General features: G+C 52.3%; 17 protein-coding genes. 16 read left to right on the top strand and 1 reads right to left on the bottom strand.

The window, feature by feature from the left end:
* The first annotated feature begins 316 nt into the window (after window positions 1-316).
* From METAL_RS08540 to METAL_RS08615, 16 genes are all read left to right on the top strand, one after another.
* Window positions 317-805: a chemotaxis protein CheW gene (locus METAL_RS08540; protein WP_005371439.1), complete on the top strand. Its 489-nt coding sequence runs from the start codon at window positions 317-319 to the stop codon at window positions 803-805.
* A gap of 68 nt (window positions 806-873) precedes the next feature.
* Window positions 874-3,174, top strand: a complete 2,301-nt coding sequence (locus METAL_RS21840) for a methyl-accepting chemotaxis protein (protein WP_005371440.1) — start codon at window positions 874-876, stop codon at window positions 3,172-3,174.
* Window positions 3,175-3,357: 183 nt separating this feature from the next.
* Window positions 3,358-4,236 (top strand): CheR family methyltransferase, encoded by an 879-nt coding sequence (locus METAL_RS08550; protein WP_005371442.1) that lies wholly within the window; start codon window positions 3,358-3,360, stop codon window positions 4,234-4,236.
* A gap of 6 nt (window positions 4,237-4,242) precedes the next feature.
* Window positions 4,243-4,830, top strand: a complete 588-nt coding sequence (gene cheD / locus METAL_RS08555; RefSeq protein WP_005371445.1) for a chemoreceptor glutamine deamidase CheD — start codon at window positions 4,243-4,245, stop codon at window positions 4,828-4,830.
* Window positions 4,831-5,085: 255 nt separating this feature from the next.
* Window positions 5,086-6,558, top strand: a complete 1,473-nt coding sequence (locus tag METAL_RS08560; RefSeq protein ID WP_005371448.1) for a sigma-54 dependent transcriptional regulator — start codon at window positions 5,086-5,088, stop codon at window positions 6,556-6,558.
* Between the two features lie 476 nt (window positions 6,559-7,034).
* Entirely contained in the window at window positions 7,035-7,352 is a 318-nt protein-coding gene (gene fliE / locus METAL_RS08565) for a flagellar hook-basal body complex protein FliE (RefSeq protein ID WP_005371450.1), read from the top strand.
* A 24-nt stretch (window positions 7,353-7,376) separates the two neighbouring features.
* Window positions 7,377-9,155 (top strand): flagellar basal-body MS-ring/collar protein FliF, encoded by a 1,779-nt coding sequence (fliF, locus tag METAL_RS08570; RefSeq protein WP_005371452.1) that lies wholly within the window; start codon window positions 7,377-7,379, stop codon window positions 9,153-9,155.
* Complete coding sequence (gene fliG / locus METAL_RS08575; protein WP_005371454.1) at window positions 9,148-10,155, top strand: flagellar motor switch protein FliG; 1,008 nt, start codon at window positions 9,148-9,150, stop codon at window positions 10,153-10,155. The genes fliF and fliG overlap by 8 nt, the downstream gene beginning before the upstream one ends.
* Entirely contained in the window at window positions 10,139-10,873 is a 735-nt protein-coding gene (gene fliH, locus METAL_RS08580) for a flagellar assembly protein FliH (protein WP_005371456.1), read from the top strand. Before fliG ends, fliH begins: the two co-directional genes overlap by 17 nt.
* A gap of 5 nt (window positions 10,874-10,878) precedes the next feature.
* Entirely contained in the window at window positions 10,879-12,237 is a 1,359-nt protein-coding gene (gene fliI / locus METAL_RS08585; protein ID WP_005371457.1) for a flagellar protein export ATPase FliI, read from the top strand.
* Between the two features lie 3 nt (window positions 12,238-12,240).
* A complete protein-coding gene (fliJ, locus tag METAL_RS08590; protein WP_005371459.1) occupies window positions 12,241-12,678 on the top strand; it encodes a flagellar export protein FliJ in 438 nt (145 codons plus the stop codon).
* 66 nt (window positions 12,679-12,744) lie between these two features.
* Window positions 12,745-14,703: a flagellar hook-length control protein FliK gene (locus METAL_RS19915; RefSeq protein WP_005371461.1), complete on the top strand. Its 1,959-nt coding sequence runs from the start codon at window positions 12,745-12,747 to the stop codon at window positions 14,701-14,703.
* 93 nt (window positions 14,704-14,796) lie between these two features.
* A complete protein-coding gene (gene flgA / locus METAL_RS08600; RefSeq protein WP_040578502.1) occupies window positions 14,797-15,495 on the top strand; it encodes a flagellar basal body P-ring formation chaperone FlgA in 699 nt (232 codons plus the stop codon).
* A gap of 83 nt (window positions 15,496-15,578) precedes the next feature.
* Window positions 15,579-15,890, top strand: coding sequence for a flagellar biosynthesis anti-sigma factor FlgM (flgM, locus tag METAL_RS08605; RefSeq protein WP_005371464.1), 312 nt, complete (start codon window positions 15,579-15,581; stop codon window positions 15,888-15,890).
* A 2-nt stretch (window positions 15,891-15,892) separates the two neighbouring features.
* Complete coding sequence (locus METAL_RS08610) at window positions 15,893-16,387, top strand: flagella synthesis protein FlgN (RefSeq protein ID WP_005371466.1); 495 nt, start codon at window positions 15,893-15,895, stop codon at window positions 16,385-16,387.
* A gap of 188 nt (window positions 16,388-16,575) precedes the next feature.
* The gene (locus METAL_RS08615; RefSeq protein WP_005371468.1) at window positions 16,576-17,331 is read left to right on the top strand and encodes a Fic family protein; all 756 of its coding nucleotides are present in this window, start codon (window positions 16,576-16,578) and stop codon (window positions 17,329-17,331) included.
* Between the two features lie 490 nt (window positions 17,332-17,821).
* Here METAL_RS08615 and METAL_RS08620 read toward each other — a convergent pair whose 3' ends face one another.
* Complete coding sequence (locus METAL_RS08620) at window positions 17,822-18,709, bottom strand: GGDEF domain-containing protein (protein ID WP_005371472.1); 888 nt, start codon at window positions 18,707-18,709, stop codon at window positions 17,822-17,824.
* Window positions 18,710-18,921 lie beyond the last annotated feature (212 nt).

An 18,921-nucleotide genomic window follows, 5' to 3' on the forward strand; every position in this document is an offset into this window, starting at 1 on the left:
CCCCATTCCGTCAGGCTTATTGACGTAATGGGTTTGGGCGCCCAGCTTTTTGTCCCATAGATTCCTTTTATTGCCGGGATGGTTCCGCATGTTCTGGTCTTAAGAATTCCGCATCACTTTTGATATAAAAAAATTACAATAACGGTTTGACTTGCTGCTTCGTTTTACTATGCTTAAGTAAAACTGTAGTGCTGGCAGGAAGGGAGCCTTAGGGCAAAGATTCTTGAATCCGCCGAAAGTTGACCGATGCGGATACACTACACCATTTTTGAAATTCGATATTAAATATTCACAATATTAAGAATCGGGGTTATTTATGCAAGACAATCAGAAGCCCGGCGGGGCTGCATCTACCGGCAGGGAGTATCTGGCCTTCAAACTGGGCGATGAAGATTATGGAATCGATATTCTTAAGGTTCAGGAAATTCGCGGCTATGAAACGGTCACTAAGATTGCCAATACTCCGGATTTCATCAAGGGCGTAATTAACTTGCGCGGCGTCATAGTGCCCATTGTTGATATGCGCATAAAATTCCAATTGGGGAATGTGGAATACAACCCGTTTACAGTAGTGATCGTTTTAAATGTCTGCGGCCGAGTGATTGGTATGGTGGTTGACGGTGTATCCGACGTAATCGAATTGACGCCTGAGCAAATTCATTCCACGCCGGAATTGGGGGCGAGCATTGATACTCAATATATCATCGGGTTGGGCTCGATCGATGAGCGTATGATAATTCTGGTGGATATCGAGCAACTCATGTCGGCCAAAGATATGGCTCTAGTTGAAAGAGTTGCGGCTTAATAATTAAGTTCAATCATAAAACAGCAATAAATAATAATTTCGCTAATTGGTAAGATAGAGGCATCAAAATGGCATTATTACTCAGTAAAGCGGTGAAATCCCGCATTGACGAGGCAGTGAAAATCATCGATAAAATGAAGGATGGTGATTTTACTGGCGATATCGAAACAACGGGCAGTGATGTCGTCGCTCCTCTTATGAAGGCATTGAAAAATAGTCAGGTTACGCTTGAGCGTCGGATATTGGAAAGCCGTCGAGCTATGGACAGGAACGTCGAGCAGGCGGTCCATTTTCATAGAATGCAAACAGCTCTCGATACCGTGACCTCTTGCGTGATGATGGCCGACAAGGATCGCAATATCATTTATATGAATCCTGCGGTAATTCAAATGCTGAAAAATGCGGAGGCCGATCTTCGCAAGGTGTTTCCCGGTTTTGACACTCATCGCCTGATCGGCACAAATATGGATATTTTTCATAAAAATCCGGCGCATCAGCAGCGGATTTTAGGCGAGTTAACGGGCATTCATAAGGCGCAGATTACCGTTGGCGCCCGTATTTTCAGTTTAACGGCCAGCCCTGTTATCGATGAGAATGGGAGTCGTCTAGGCTCTGTTGTCGAATGGGTAGACCATACCTCGGAAATGCTTTTCTTTAAGCAGATTGACGAAATTGTCCACAGTACCGTCAATGGCCTTTTATCGGTCCGGGCCAAACCGGAAGAACTGGAAGAGGGTGAACATAAAAAAATACTGGAAGGGATTAATAAGGTACTGGAAGCGCTGATTAATCCTATAACGATGACGGCTCGATATATTGGAGATATTTCTCAAGGCAATATCCCTGAGCGGATTACGGATGAGTATAAGGGAGATTTCAATACCCTCAAGAAAAATCTCAACGTCAGCATAGGTGTTCTCAACGGCCTTCTCACCTGTCAACAGCTCATGTCGGAGGAGCATGGCAATGGCAATATCGATTGGATGATCGACGTCGAGCGTTTCAACGGGGTCTATAAAACCGTCGTGCAGCGTATCAACGAAATGGTCAGTGGCCATATCGAGATGAATATGAAGGCGATGGAATGCATTAAGGAATTCGGCGAAGGTAATTTCGATGCGCCACTGGAAAAGTTTCCCGGTAAGAAAGGGTTTGTCAACGAAACGATCGAACAGGTGCGCGCCAATCTCAAGGCACTGATCGTGGATACCGATTCGCTGGTTCAAGCCACTTTGGAAGGGCGGTTGGATACTCGCGCCGACGTGTCTCGGCACCAGGGCGGCTATCAGCGCATCGTTAAGGGAATTAATGACACGCTGGATGCTATCGTGGGGCCCATCAATGAAGTGGTCTGGGTAATGGGCGCGCTGGCAAAAAGGGATTTGACTGAAAAAATTACGACAAATTACCAGGGTACTTTTGCCAGGTTATGCGATAACGTCAATGTCTCGGTAGATAATCTGGCTCAGGCTGTCTTGACCATCAGAGAGGCTACCGATTCAATTCATACGGCGGCAAAGGAAATTTCCGCCGGTAATGCCGACTTGTCGCATCGCACGGAACAGCAGGCTGCCAGTCTTGAAGAAACGGCTTCCAGCATGGAGGAGCTTGCTTCCACGGTAAAACAAAATGCCGAGAATGCCAAGCAGGCGAACCAAATGGCGCTGTCGGCCGCAGACGTCGCCGTTAAAGGCGGCGGTGTCGTGCAGCAAGTGGTCGATACGATGCATGCGATCAACGAAAGCTCCCGTAAGATTGTCGACATCATCAGCGTGATCGACGGGATTGCTTTACAGACCAATATATTGGCGCTCAATGCCGCGGTGGAGGCGGCACGCGCCGGTGAACAAGGCCGCGGATTTGCCGTCGTGGCCAGTGAGGTACGTAATCTGGCTCAGCGTTCGGCGGCAGCTGCAAAGGAAATCAAAGCGTTGATCAGCGATTCGGTGGAAAAGGTCGAAGATGGTAGCCAGCAGGTGCTCGAAGCGGGCAAAACAATGGATGAGATTGTTTCCTCGGTGAAGCGGGTGACCGATATCATGTCGCAAATTGCCTCTGCGTCCGTAGAACAAAGCTCCGGTATCGAACAGGTGAATACCGCAGTAGCCCAGATGGATGAAGCGACTCAGCAGAACGCGGCGCTTGTCGAACAAGCCGCAGCGGCTGCGGAGTCATTGGAGGAGCAGTCGTTAACGCTATCGGAAACGGTGAGTCAATTCCGCCTCGACACTTCATCCGCAAGCCGATTTACCCCTTCCTCGCCGCGTCCTGCGGCGAGTTTGTCATCCGCTTATAAACCTTCGGCCCGGTTAACTGCCGGCAGCGTCAAGTTGAATCAAACCCATGCCGATGAGTGGACGGAATTTTAGCCGAGAAGCATCGCATCGGGCGCTATACATTGACTGAAGGTTCTAATTTTTATCTATCGATGCCGAGGGACGGTTTTAAACCGCCCCTCCTGTCTGGGTTCAGCCATTCATAGGGCAAGATCATTTCCGAAGCCTGTACGGGTTAAATAATGCAACTTCATTTTCAGTCAGGATCAGAGCAAGATGAGCAAACAAGAGCAAAAGGAGTTTTTATACACAAAGGAAGATTTTGAACGGATTCGGACCATCCTTTATCAGCACAGCGGCATCAAGCTCAACGATAGCAAACAGGAAATGGTCTACACGCGGCTAGGGCGCCGATTGCGGGCTACCGGTTTAAAAACCTTCAAAGAATACCTGATCAGGGTGGAACGGGATCAAGGCGAGGAGTGGGAAGCCTTCATTAACTCGCTCACGACCAATCTTACGGCGTTTTACCGTGAACCCCATCATTTTCCGATTCTCAAGGAACATGTGCTGAGCCTGTCAAAGCGGCCCATCCGTTTGTGGTGCTCGGCCTCGTCGACCGGAGAGGAGCCTTATACCATGGCCATGACCGTGGTGGAAGCTTTCGGCGCCTTTAATCCTCCCGTGGAGATTATCGCCACCGACATTGATACGAACGTCTTGAGTAAGGCCGAAGCCGGCATCTATCCAATAGAACGGGTGGAAAAGCTGCCCAGGGAAACGCTCAAGCGCTTCTTCCTGAAAGGCTCTGGAAATAATGACGGGTATGTTCAGGTACGGAAAGAACTGCGCGACTTGGTCAGTTTCAGAAGGCTTAATTTGCTGGATGAACATTGGCCTATCGGGGGAGGCTTCGATGCTATTTTCTGCCGTAATGTCATGATTTATTTCGATAAGCCAACCCAATACAAAATTCTCAAACGCTTCGCCCCAAAACTGGAAGCAAACGGACTGCTGTTCGCCGGTCATTCGGAAAGCCTGCATCACGCGGCGGATATCTTCAAATTGCGAGGCAAGACCGTTTACGAACTTGCCTCGTCTGTGCGTCATTCAAAGGCTGCATTGCCGTCAAACCCTCTTCATAATTCAATTTAAGGATTCATGTCCGAATTTTTTTCAGACGACGAGGTACCGGCTCCCAATTTTTATTATGACAATTATTTTGATATTGATGCGGTCAAGATTGTACCCGGCGAATATTATGTCACTGCTCGCCCCATCCTGATCGTAACCGTATTGGGATCGTGCGTAGCGGTCTGCGTTCGCGACCGGGAAAGCGGTATCGGCGGAATGCATCATTTCATGTTGCCGCCTCGGAGAAAGGACGGAGAGTCGGGTTACGATTCGACTGATTACGGCAACCGTGCCATGGAGGTTCTGATCGATCATCTGCTCGGGATGGGCGCGCGCTATGAAAATCTTGAAGCCAAATTGTTCGGCGGCGGCGATCCATTCAGAAACGACAGGCTGGATAACCTGGGGCGGCGTACCGCCGACTTTATACGCAGCTACCTGAAGCTCAAAGCGATACCCATCGTCGCCGAAGATTTATATGATCGCTATCCGCGTAAAATCTATTTTTTTCCGGAGCAGGGCAAAGTCATGGTCAAGAAACTGATAAGGCTCCATAACGCCACTCTTATCCAGCGCGAGGAAGCATACGTTAATCGCCTGTTGCATGGAGAATGAGACCGGGGAGTGCAATGAACTCGCTCAGGCGACGCCTTTTTAAAAAGGCGGCCTTATTTTCTATCGCATTTTCTTTCGCGAACGGTGCCGGTCTTTTTTCTGTTCAATATGAATGATGATCTTATCCGGCTATAATTAAAAGTCTTGCCTGGCAATAGGCCACTTCGTCCGCTGCTGTAGCCGAGTTATTTATGATTCGGAGTTTGTGATAGATGGCTTCTCTGAGGGTTTATACTTGAGTACGAGTGTGGAAATATGGTTTTGCCGAGAATTTTAGTCATCGACAATAACGCGACAAGATCCCAGCAGCTTGAAGTCATCTTTACATTTATGGAATATCAGGCAGTTTTTGCCGATGCTTCCGATTATGGGCCGATTACCGGACAGATCGAACAATACGCGGGTATTTTTGTTGGCGATGTCGATTCGCAGAAACGTGCGCTTGCGATCAAGGATATCGCGGCCCAGGCGGGAAAAATACCGCTTATTCTCCTAGTGGACAAAGGGGCCGTTGACGAGGTTCCGTCTGCGATCGACAAAATGGTCCATCAGATATTGGAATGGCCCATTACGCACGCCGGCTTAAAGCGCGTCACTGACAAGCTCTTTACCGCTTTCTGGCAGGAAATCGGGCTCAACAATCCCCACTCGGACCGTAGAGCCTACGATCGCCGTTCGTCATCGGTTGCGCGGTTGCAGGGCAATAGTCCGGCGATCGTCAATGTTCGAAAACTCATCGATCAGGTTGCGGATTCGGATGCCACTGTTTTGATTCTTGGCGAATCGGGAACCGGCAAAGAAGTCATCGCCCGGTCATTGCACGACGCTTCCCTTCGAAGATCAAAGCCGTTCGTGCCGATTAATTGCGGTGCGATCCCCGGCGAATTGTTGGAAAGCGAGCTGTTTGGCCATGAGAAAGGGGCTTTTACAGGCGCCTTGAATGCCAGGGTGGGGCGCTTCGAACTGGCGGAGGGCGGCACGCTTTTTCTGGACGAAATCGGCGATATGCCCCTGGCGATGCAAGTCAAGTTGCTGAGAGTCCTGCAGGAACGGACATTCGAGCGGGTGGGCAGCAGCAAGGCCATACATTGTGATGTCAGGATTATTGCCGCTACGCATCGGCACCTTGAGAACCAGATCAAAGAAAACCGTTTTAGGGAAGATTTGTACTATCGCCTGAACGTCTTTCCTATCGAAGTTCCTTCATTAAGGCATCGCCCGGAGGATATTCCTCTCTTAGTCAAGGACATCACCGGCAGAATGGAAGCTTCAAACCGGGGCACGGTCAGATTGAGCAATGCGTGCATGGCGGCATTGATGCGGTATGAATGGCCCGGTAATGTCCGCGAGTTGGCGAACCTGATCGAGCGGCTGGCTATTATTTATCCCGGGGCAGTGGTTAATGCCGCCGACCTGCCGGAAAAATTTCAGCGTTTTGCCGATCTCTCGGGCGCAGTCGTGGCCGATCCGGAAGAAGTAGAGGAAAGCGGCGAATTGGCGGAGCCTACGGAAGCGGATAAGGTTTTGGAAAATGTCATGAAAGGCGAGGGCGTGTCTTTGCCCGAGCAAGGTATCGATCTCAAAAAATATCTGGATACGATGGAAAGCCATTTGATTCGTCAAGCGCTGGAAGAAAGCAATGGCATTGTGGCGCACGCGGCCAAGCGGTTGAATCTTCGCCGTACTACGCTCGTTGAAAAGTTACGCAAGCTGGACTTGCAGTTTTAAGCTGTTTCCGGGCTCGTTTCTCGAACCGGGGCGGATCCTGAGTCTCGATTCCCTTCTCCCGCTTTCCTCCCTGCGGCTGGGTTGCAACGGCAACCGAGCGATGCATTGGCAAGCGCGCATTCTTTTTTCTTTCCCGCTTTGTTTGCAGAGTTTGTGTGCGCTCGATTTACAAAAGCGGCTTTTGTCAAAATTTTGACGATGGCAGGAAATGCAGTGGTACTCCGGGTAGGCGCCATCCCTTTTAATCGCCATGCGGCAACGGCCCGAAAGATATGCGTTGGCATTCACTTGACGGATTTAATTGGGAAATATCGGATAACGCGCCGAAAGCCGGCTGCCGTTCCTCGGCGTAGAACAGAGAGATGTAGCAGAATTGGCATCAATCATGCATAAAGTTAGGGCGGTGAAATTAAATTGTCCGGGCATCGGACTTTTCTCCTTTGTCAGCCGGTGCCGATAAATCGATAGGAAATGCCATGAACGATATGAACATAAACCGTATGTTGGCCGAGATGCGGGCAATGTCTCTCGAAGCCGGAAATCGAGTGCAGGAAACAGGCAACGGCGGTAACACGGATTTTTCGGCATTGCTGAGGCAGACCATTGATTCCGTCAACGCCTCCCAACAAACCGCGCGCACCATGGCGGAGACGTTCGAAACCGGAGAGTCCGGCGCCAGTCTGGCGGAAGTCATGCTGGCTTCGCAAAAGGCGAGCGTTTCGTTTCAAGCCATGCTGCAGGTCAGAAACAAACTTGTGGACGCCTATAAAGACGTAATGAACATGCCGATATAATTCATGCGGCAAAGCGACTGAAAAATGAGCGTGCAAAACGGTAATAATTTAATGAATGCCGGGACTCAAGATCTAACGAACGCCGGTGTTCAAGGCGCGTTGGCGGTAACGGGCAATGCCCATCCTGTCATGCAAGGTCTGGCCGGGCTGCCGCTGGCGCGTCAGATCGGTTTGATGCTGGGGCTGGCGCTCAGCGTGGCAGTGGGCGTTGCGGTCGTGCTCTGGTCGCAAGCACCTTCTTACGGGTTGCTGTTTTCGGAAGTCGGCGATAAGGATGCTTCTGAAATTCTGGAAATTCTTGAGTCGGAAGGCGTCAAGTACCGGGTAGAGTCCGGAACCGGAGCGATCATGGTGCCGGCCGATAAAGTTCATGAGCTAAAGCTCAAGCTGGCGTCTCAGGGACTGCCCAAAAGCAAGAGTCTGGGCTACGATTTACTGGATAAGGACCCCGGCTTCGGAACGAGCAAGAGTGTCGAGGCGCTCCGCTTTCAACGGGCTCTCGAAGGCGAAATCGCGCAAACCGTTATGTCGATCCAGAATGTAAAATCGGCGAGAGTATTATTGGCAATGCCTCAGCAGTCGGTGTTCGTCAGAGACCGTAAAAAACCGAGCGCTTCGGTCATGGTCAATCTGTACCAAGGCAGATCGTTGGATAAAGAGCAAATTCAATCGATCGTCCATTTGGTGGCCTCCAGCGTTCCATTGCTTGAAGCGGAGCAAGTGACGGTCGTGGATCAGAAAGGGCAGTTATTGAACAGCAAGGATTCGTCGTCGGAAGTTTATCTCGCCTCCAGGCAGTTGGAATACAAAAAAAATATCGAAGAACATCTGATGGAGCGGATAGCCAATATTTTGACGCCTCTGGTCGGTTCCAACGGCATGCGCGTCCAGCTTTCCGCGGATGTCGATTTCACGCAAACCGAAAAAACGCAGGAAATGTTCAACCCGGACGGTTCGGTCTTGAGAAGTGAACAAGCGGCGGAAGAAAAGAATACGCTGTCCGCGGTTCAAGGGGTGCCGGGGGCGTTATCCAACCAGCCGACGCCGGCGGGCACTGCGCCGGAAAAAGTGACGGCAGCGGATTCCCAAAAGAATGCGGCGAATACGGAAAACGGCTCATTTTCCAAAAGCACCACCAGAAACTTCGAATTGGACAAGACCATTACCCATACCCGCATGGGAACCGGCGCGATCAGCCGCCTGACTGTCGCCGTGGTGGTGGACGACCGCCATACGGTGGGAAAGGATGGCAAAGCCGCCAATCAACCCTATACCGCCGACGATATTAACCGGCTCGGCGATTTGGTAAAGCAGGCCGTGGGCTACGACAGTAAACGGGGAGATCAGGTGACGGTAACCAACGTCTCCTTCAATCCGAATGAAGAAATGGAAAGCCTGCCGGAAATTCCGGTTTGGGAACAAGTCTGGTTTGCGGAACTGATGAAGCAACTGATTGCCGCGGCAACTATCCTGCTGCTGCTGTTCGGCGTATTGCGTCCCGCCGTGCGCGGACTTATAGGCCGCGTCGATGACAAAAAGGAGCCGGACAAGGCGGAGGCCGCGGCCGCGGCAAACAATGCTTCGGTGGACGGAAATCCTCCGGCCGATAAAGCCGTTCCCGAAGCCGTGCCGGCTGACGATCGAAGAGCGGAACATGCTGCGCTGGCGTCCGCCAGGGATGAGTTCTCGCTGTTGTCGGCGCCGCAGAGTTACGAAAGGCATATGGAATATGTGCAGAGGTTAGTGGATGAAAATCCGAAATTAGTGGTGCAAACGATTAAGGCGTGGATCAAAGATGAGTAGTCCCGAAGGCACTTTAACCGGCGTTGAACGCGCTTCCTTGCTGCTTTTTGCGTTGGGGCAAAAAAGGGCCGGCGAGATTATGAAATACCTGGAACCCAGGGAAGTAGAGTTGATCGGCGCCAACATGGTGTCGCTGAAAGGCATCTCGCCGGAAATGGTGGATGCCGTGCTGGACGAATTTGTCGTTACCGTCAAAAAACAGACCGCCTTGGGGGTTGATTCGGAAGATTATATTCGAAGCGTCCTGACGCATGCTTTGGGTCCCGAAAAAGCGGAAATCATTATCGACAGAATATTGATCGGAGGCCGGTCGAAAGGCATTAACCAATTGAAATGGATGGATACGCGCTCGATAGCGGATCTGGTGCGCGGAGAACATCCCCAGATCGTCGCCAATATTCTGTCTTTGCTCGATGGCCAGCGGGCGGCGGATGTGATCATGTCCCTGCCCGAAGAAGTGCGCCCGAACCTGCTGATGCGCATTGCCTCGCTGGAAGGCGTGCCGCTTGCCGCCTTGCGCGAACTGGATGAAATCATGGAAGAGCAATTGGAGGGCAACGAAAACATCAAATCTTCCTTTGTCGGCGGAGTCAATGTCGCTGCCAATATTTTGAATCACATGGATAGCCCCGTCAGTACCCTGTTGCTGGAGGAAATATCGGGAAGCAGTTCCGAATTGGCGCAAAAGATCCAGGACAAGATGTTTATTTTCGAAGATCTTGTCAATCTGGACGACAGGGGCATGCAAACGTTTCTACGCGAGGTGGCGGCGGACCGGCTGCTGCTGGCATTGCGCGGCGTTAGCGAAATACTGAAGAATAAAATCTTCAGCAATCTGTCCAAGCGCGCGGCGGATATGCTGCGCGATGACCTGGAAGCGGCGCCGCCTGCCAAATTGAGCGAAGTGGAGCAGGCGCAGAAAGAAATCTTGTTGATCGTCAGAAGCCTGGCCGAGTCGGGTGCGATTACATTCGGAGGCGGCGATGACAAACTCATCTAAAACGTCCGGATTTTCCCTGCCGGAAACGGAAACGTTCGAATTATGGAATCTGCCGGAAGTTTCGACTCCGGGTACGCGGGAGAAAGCCGAAGCGCCGGTTCTTGTTTCCGGCCGAACGCCGAAGTTGACGGTTGAGGAGATCGAAGCGGTTCAAAAGCAGGCGTATGAGGAAGCTTTTGCGCAAGGGAAACAGGACGGCTTTCGGCAGGGCTTCGATGAAGGCGTAAAAAAAGGCTTCGATGAGGGACTCACCGAAGGCATAAAAAAAGGCTATGATGAAAATCAGCACTTATTGCAGGAGCAGGCCGCGGAGTTTGCCCGGCTGATGGAGTCCTTGAGCGAACCGTTCAAAGTACTCGACGATGAAGTGGAAAAGGAGCTGGTCAAATTGGCGATCGCTATCGCCACCCAAATCATACGCAGGGAAATCAAAATGGACCCCGGGCAGATCATTGCCGCTGTCAAAGAATCGATCAAGATACTGCCGCTGTCTTCTCAGAAAATCTATTTGCATCTGCATCCGGACGACGCGGAATTGGTGCGCTCCGTACTGGCTCCGACGGAGCTGTCTCCCCCCTGGAATTTGATCGAGGATCCGTTGATTACCCGCGGCGGCTGCAAAGTCGATACCGAAGTTTCGCATATCGACGCTTCGATGGAAAATCGTTTGGCGTCCGTGATTTCGACGCTGTTCGGCGGCGAGCGGCAGGGGGATTGAAGCCGATGATTCCGGAAGCGAACCGGTCCGGGGTTTGGATCGACAGGTTAAAGCCTTACTCGCAAAGAATTGAGCAAACGCCCGGCCTGGTGGTTGAAGGAAAGCTGTCCCGGATGGTGGGGCTGACCCTGGAGGCCGTCGGATGCAGAGCGGCGATCGGTTCGCGCTGCCGAATCGAGATGAACGGCGGAAGAAAAATCGAGGCCGAGGTGGTCGGTTTTGCGGGTGAACGGGTTTTTTTAATGTCGGCGGGCGAACTGTATGGGCTGGAGCCGGATTGCCGCGTCATTCCGATGGGGGAAAACAGTCTGGCTAGCGTAGGCGCCGGCTTGCTCGGAAGAGTCTTGGACGGCGCGGGCAGACCGCTCGATAACAAAGGGCCTCTGAACGCGGATGCGCGCATTTCGCTCAACGGCACGACGATCAACCCCTTGACGCGAAAGCCGATCCGCACGCCGCTCGATGTCGGCGTCAGGGCGATCAATTCGATGCTCTGCGTCGGACGAGGTCAGCGCATGGGCTTGTTTGCGGGAACCGGCGTCGGAAAAAGCATCCTGCTCGGCATGATGACCAAGTTTACGGCGGCGGACATCGTGGTGGTCGGGCTGATCGGCGAGCGGGGGCGCGAAGTCAATGAATTCGTACAGAAGATATTGGGCGAAGAGGGGCTGAAGCGGGCCGTGGTCGTCGCCACGCCGGCCGACGACCCTCCCCTGATGCGGGTGCACGGCGCTTTGCTGGCGACCAGCATCGCGGAATATTTTCGCGATCAGGGGCAAGATGTGTTACTACTGATGGATTCGTTGACCCGTTTCGCCCAGGCCCATCGCGAAATCGCTTTGGCGATCGGGGAACCGCCGGCTACCAAGGGTTATCCGCCCTCCGTCTTTGCCAAGCTGCCGCATCTGGTGGAACGGGCCGGTAACGGCAGCGAAGGCGGCGGCTCGATCACCGCTTTTTATACGGTGCTGACCGAGGGCGACGATAATAACGATCCGATCGCCGATTCGGCCCGGGGCGTGTTGGACGGCCATATCTTCCTGTCCAGAAGTTTGGCCGAGTCCGGGCATTTCCCGGCGATCGATATCGAAGCCTCGGTGAGCCGCGTCATGCCCGATATCGTCGATAGCAGCCACATGAAGATGGCGCTGGAGGTCCGGCGTTTATACTCCATTTACCGGCAAAATCTGGATTTGATCAGCGTCGGTGCCTACCAGGTCGGCTCCGATCCGCGTATCGACAAGTCTATCGAAAAAAATCCGGCGATCCTGGAGTTTCTGAAACAGGATATGAACGAAGCGGTCAACGTGGAACGCAGCCTGAAAGAGTTGGAAATACTGTTGGAATTAAGAAATAAAGGATAAACGATGAAAAGATCCCAGCGTATCAAAGCGATTGTGGAGATCAAGGCAGTCCAGGAAAAAAACGCCCTGGAAGCGTTGGGCGCCTCTCGGAAGAAAATGCAGGAAGTCGAAGCGCAATTGGAAAATTTAAAAAATTACCGGCGAGACTATCAGGAACGCTTCAATCGTTTGGGAGGCGAGGGCGCCAGTGCCGCCCGGTTGATGGAGTTCAGGTCGTTCATGGATAAGCTGGATACGGCGATCAGAGGCCAGGAACTTTCCCTGCATGGAAGCCAGGCGGAATTCCGGGCGAAAAAGAAACACTGGGAAAACCTGCACAATCAGACGGCGAGTCTGCAGAAAGTTTGCGATACGGCTGTCGTGACGGAAAAGAAGCTCGATGACAAGATCGAGCAAGATGAACAGGATGAATGGGCCACGAGATTCGTTATGGGCCGCTAAAGGCTGATCCGAAAAAGCGCCCGAAAATCGAAGGAAATCTTTGACAGAATTGGCAAGAGGGTGGTTATGAATATCGAGGGGAGTAAATTGGCCTCCGTACTCCAGCCGGTGATTGCGGCTGACGGGAGTGGACAATCGTTGACCGATAACGGCCCCTCGACAGGGGGATTTGCGGACGCCTTGAGAGGACAGTTGGCGTCGTTGGGCGAGGCCAACGCGAAGGGGACGTTACCGCCGGGACAGTACGTTGCTCCGGTTGCGCTTCAACCGGCGAATCCGCCGGCTCGTTTTGCCGAATTTTCGGATCTGCCGGGCGACCGGCAATATGACGCGGCGGCCCTGCCGCCTTTGCCGGAGCCGATCGACCAGGCTTTGACACAGCAGGAAGCCGTCGATGTTGACTTGCCGGCCAATGCGGCTTTTCAGAACGGCCGAATCTCGGCGCAATCCACCGCCGGGGAGACGGGGGCCGGCGCAGCCGGCCAAGCGGCCGATCCCAAAGCCGCTCTGGAGGCGGTAACGGACAGCTTGAGTTACGGCGCGAAAGGAAATGCCGAAAGCGCACCGCTTCCTGTGCCGGAACATCCTGCAGAACGATACTCGCTAGAGCGGCAGTCTGTTGCGGAGCATTCGGTAAAATCCGCTGTAGCCATGACGGCGACGACCGTGAAAACTGCCGGCGCAAGCAAAGGCAGCGATTCCGAGGTTTTGCCGGCGGTTCCGGCCTTGGCGCCTTCGCTTAGGCATCCGGATTCCGAAAAAATACCTCTTGCTCAGGCGGCTGGCACGAGATCGGGGGCCGATGACGCCTCGGCCCGGGAAATGCCGTTAGTCGAGGCTGTCGAACTCCGCCCGCAAACGGTCGAAACGCCGGCGGACCGTCAAAGTATCAGGCAGGATGGGGTACAAAAGCTCGAAGATTCGGATAGAGACGGACCGGCCTATCCGGAATTTCCGCCCAATCCGCAAAGTCCGGTCCAATCGGCAAAAAACGGGCCGTCAAACATCGAATCCGGCGAAGACGCCGGCAATAAGCCAAACCAGAGGGCGGTTCTACCCGAGACCGTCGAACAATTGCCCCGTCAAAAAATTGACCGGGCCGACTCTACGGTTCATGCGGGTAACGAAAAAAGGAAGGCACAAGATTCGGATAAAGACACCGACGATCCGGCGCAGGCTATACCCTCCATGACGGTATTGACGGCGACGCCCGTACCGCCTCAGCCTGTGTCCGCGGCTGCCGGCGAAGAAAAGAGCTTCGATGATTTCGTAAACGAAGACGCAGGGCGCAAAATATCGTCCCAACCTTTTATTAAGCCGTTGTTCGAAGAATTGAAACCGAACGGCGCAGGGACGCAGGCGGCACCCGAAGACGCCTCGAAGCAAGAGGGAGAATTTGGCCGGGTCGTCAAGGAATTTCAATTTCCGAATGTCGATCCCCCGGAAAAATCGCCACCTTCGAACGATGCGCATTCGAACGAAGCCGGCCTTTCCGCTCCGGATACGGACAACGTGCCGCCCCGCGGCATGGTGGAGGTTGCCCAATCTCATCGGCAGCCTTCCGAAAACAGGGCGGACATGCCGGCAATGACCAAGCCGATGCAGCATCCCGACTGGAACAAGGATTTGGGAGAACGGATTTTGTGGATGAACCATAAAGAATTGTCCGCGGCCGAAATCAAGTTGAATCCGGAGCATCTCGGGCCGATTTCGGTACGTATCGAAATGCAGAACGATCAGGCAACGATCGCGTTTACGGCGCAGCACGCCGCGGTGCGTGAGGTACTGGAAGCCTCCATTCCCAAATTGCGCGAAATGATGAACGAGCAGCAGCTCAATCTGACGGACGTCAATATTTCGCAAAATACGTCGTCGGGCCAACAGCAGCAACAATCCTCTTCTCAGCAGTCGCCGAAGCATTTCGAAGCGGGCGTTCAGCCGGCGGGGAGCATGGCCGAAGCGGGCGAAGAGCCGGAAAGCGGAGGTACCGTCGTCAATAAAGGATTATTGAATATCTATGCTTGATGTTCGCGGGAAGTTTGGGCCGTCAAAATGCGGAAAGCTTTGGCATTAAATGTGCTGAATAATTATCAAGTCATAAAACCGGCAAATTTTGCGATGAAGATTTTATATAGCCTATGCGTATTGGTCTGGATGTTGCTGAATCCGGCCAGGGCGGAACAGCCTTTGCAGTCCCATGAAAGCATTTATGAAACCGTAAAGGATTATATCGGGCAAAATATCAGCCCGATGTACGAATACGAGGTTAGCGTCGTTCCGATCGACAATCTATTGGCGTTATCCGCCTGTTTGGAGCCGCTGCAAGCCTATACCACGAGTGACTTGAGCAAAGCCTCGGGACGGGTTGCGGTAGGCGTACGCTGCAATTCGGGAAACAGATGGTCGATATTCGTCACCGCCCTCATCAAGTTTTATCAGGAAGTTCCGGTCCTGACGCAGCCCGTACAGCGTGGCGATATCATTACCCGGCAACACTTTACCTTCGAGAAAAGAGAAATCGCCCGGCTGAGCGACGCTGCCGCCGCCCAGCCCGAGCAGCTCGAAAACAAACAAGCCACGCGTTTTCTGCCGGCAGGAGTTGTTCTCAGTCCCCGAGCGGTTGCCGAGCCGATACTGATAAGAAGGGGGGAAAAAATCGCCATCACTTCCAGCCGGCCCGGCTTCGAAGTCCGAATGAACGGCCAGGCGATGATGGACGGCGCGCGGGGGCAAAAGATTCGGGTCAAGAACGAAAGTTCGGGGCGCGTCATTAGCGCCGCCGTAGTGGAAACGGGGATCGTATCGGTCGATCATTAAAAGGCCTATCAAAAAAGACGTTAAAGTTTTACCATACCCTGCCGCTAATTAGATATAGATAGAGCGGAATAGAGGTATTTGACATGGCCATAGAACCCATCGCCGGAAGACTTAGCAGTCTCGCCCCGGTTAAACCCGTCAAAAAGGCTGACGCCGACGATCAAAAGCAGGTGTCGGCCAAGACTGTCAAACATGAGGGCGATATTCCCGCCTCCACGGTTGTACGGGACTTTAAAAAAGCGGTCGAATTATCGCCCGCTTCCACCTTTGATGTGGATCGAATCAACGCGGTAAAGAAAGCGCTTGCCGAAGGCAAGTATCAGATCGATGCTGAAAAGATCGCTCAAAAAATGATTGAATTTGAAAAATTGTTGCCGCCGGATAAGGAGATTTGACCATGATAGAAAAAACATTTCCGCTCATCGAAAAACAGATCCTCAGTGTTCTGCCGTTGGTTGAATCACTCTATCGGCAGCTCAATCAAGAGGCCGAGAACCTGAAGCAGACGCCGCAAGCCGAACTGATCGGTTTTATCGCGAGCAACAAAAATCAGCTCGTCGAGCAGATGGAGCGGGTGAACCGGCAACTGGGCGAGTTATTGGCCCTGGAAAAGCTGCCTCATAATCGGGAAGGGATGTCGCTATGCCTTCAGCGTGCCGAAGCGGCGGGATTCTCTACCTCGGAAGCAACCCGCAGCTGGGCACAAGTCGTCCGGCTTTCCGCGGACTGTAAAGCGCTCAACGAACGCAACGGGGCATGTATCGATCTTCTGTCGCGCCATGCCAAGCGCTCTTTGCAGATTATTAAGGGCAAACCGCAAATTGGAAATACCTATGGGCCCGACGGCATTGCCAAAGCCGACTATTTGGGCCGCCCCCTCATATCGGTATAGTGCCAAAATTGTCGGCTCTTTTGAGATTTACAAAAATTTTTTAGAACAAGAAAAAATCACCCAAATTCTTTCCGCAGCCGGGAGAGAGATTGAAACTCTCCCAAAAAACTCATCTGTCTACAGCAGGAGAAAAAAGCTCCGATGCAACAATTGCTCACCAGCAAACTCAGCGTAACGGTAGACAAATCATGAATATTCCGTTCCTGTTTGCCGGGATCGATCGTCTCAAGTCCTGTCTGGACAGTCTTCGTCCTCTGCCGGAACACACCGTCCGCACGCTGCATGAACAACAAGTGCTGGAGTGGACTTACCATTCCAACGCTATCGAGGGCAACACGCTGACGTTGAAAGAAACCAAGGTGGTGCTAGAGGGCATTACGATCGGCGGCAAGCCGTTGCGCGAGCATTTCGAAGTGATCAACCACAAAGAAGCCATCGATTATGTGGAAGCCATTGTTCAAAGCCAGGATGCGTTGAGCGAATGGCAGATCAAATCCATTCATCACTTGGTGCTGAAAAATATCGACGACCGTAATGCTGGCCAGTACCGGCAGGAAAACGTGGTGATCGCCGGTGCAGAGCATGTGCCTCCCGATTTCATTAAAGTGCCGGAAGCGATGGCTGCCCTCATGGATTGGTACAGCAGATCAATCAATCTGCATCCGATGGAGTGTGCCGCTCGGTTACACGTCGATTTTGTCGGCATTCATCCGTTTGTCGACGGCAACGGCCGCACTTCGCGTTTATTGATGAACTTTGAGTTGATGCGGCGAGGATTTTTGCCGGTGATCATTCCGGTCGAGCGTCGCTTGGGCTATTACGATGCGCTGGATACTGCGCATACACGTGGGGATTACAGTCCGTTCATCGATTTGGTCGCAGGGCTTGAACAGACTGCTCTGGAGCGTTATCTGCGGATCATTCAAGGTTCCAAGGACGCATAATGATGAGCCTGCTGCCTGAAACTTCGGGGATTACCGTAACCGAGTTCATCGATGGCAAGAAGGTGCACTCTTATCGGCTGGGAAAATCCTGCCAACAATCGCTCGACCGTCCCCGTAGGGTACGCTGTGCGTACCATCAATGTCGAAAGGTGCGCACAGCGTACCCTACGGGGCTGGACTTGACGGCAGGGCACCCTTCAGACGGTGAGGACTTTCCTACACGCGATATGAAAATGCTCTAGCCGCCGACAGCAAGCTATCCGCCATCCGCTACAAAAGTAGCGCAATGAAACGAGCCTGGTATCCAGCGCGATTGCGGTGTCGCCACCCAACACCCGCGAAGGTCACGAGAAAGTGGACGAAAGCCATTTGCCGGAAGTACGACAATGGTGGCAAGCGCACGTGGGCAATCAAAGCGAAGAGCACTACATCAGGGCGAGCGCCTCTTCATGCGTCCGGATCATTTCGAGCCGGACAGGCGAGGAGGCGGCTAAGCGGCGACGAATACCCGGTTTCTGCCGTCTCTTTTCGCCTGATACATGGCCGCGTCGGCACGTTTGATAAAAGTTTCCGCCGTATCTTCCTTGCATAAGGCGCTGACTCCCAGGCTGACCGTCACTTTGATGGCATGCATGTCGAAAACCAGGGTATGGTTTTCAATGGACATACGAATTCTTTCCGCCAATAATTTGGCGCCGTCAATGTCGGTGTCGCTCAATAAAATGACGAATTCTTCGCCTCCGGTGCGGAACAGAAGGTCGCTGGAACGCAGGCTGTCGCGGATGCATTTGGCGAGGGACGCCAGGACGAAATCGCCGCATTGGTGGCCGTAATGGTCATTGAAAAATTTGAAGTGGTCGATGTCGAGAAAGATGACCGAGAGGTTTTTTCCTGCCCGAATGGCCAGGCTCATTTCCCGCTTTACCGAATCGTCGAAGGATGTCCGGGTATTGGCCTGGGTCAGGGGATCGGTGTAAGCCATTTTCAAAGCATGCTGATACTGAGTTGCGTTTTTTAAAGGGTAGATTAAAAAACACAGCAGATTTTCCAATAGCTTGATCTCTTTCTGGCTGTATTTGCGATTGTTCATGAAAGTCAATTTACCGAGCATCTGCTCTTCGAGCTTGAGCAGGTAGGTATAGGCATTGCGGGTAAAAACCCCGTTTTTGATTTCCACTCCGAATTCCGTATGAGAATACGCATAGGCCGTATGAGGAATCAGCCTTTCGATTTTCCGGCTGAAAATGGAAATCAATTTATTGAAATCGAGCGTAGTCTGCAAAGCGCTGCTGAGATCAAAATGATCCAGATTGACAGCTTTGGCCGACTCGAATGTGCTGGTGCTGGTAACGGTCAGTACTGCGGATTTCTGATTCACAACGATTCTCCGGATTGGAATTCATGAGGTTTCATGGTTGTGAATGATTAAGCGATTCTTATGCCAAAAAACTATAATCTTTATAATTCAGATAGATGAAAATGTGAGATAGTTGGCATTTTTGAAATGCCTGAAAATTGACGCTGAGTGAGTCGCGGATCGTTACGGTAAAAATAATTCAAGGTCCGTACAAATACAAGACGCGAGATGCG

The sequence above is a fragment of the Methylomicrobium album BG8 genome, from assembly GCF_000214275.2.
Classification (GTDB): Bacteria; Pseudomonadota; Gammaproteobacteria; order Methylococcales; family Methylomonadaceae; genus Methylomicrobium; species Methylomicrobium agile.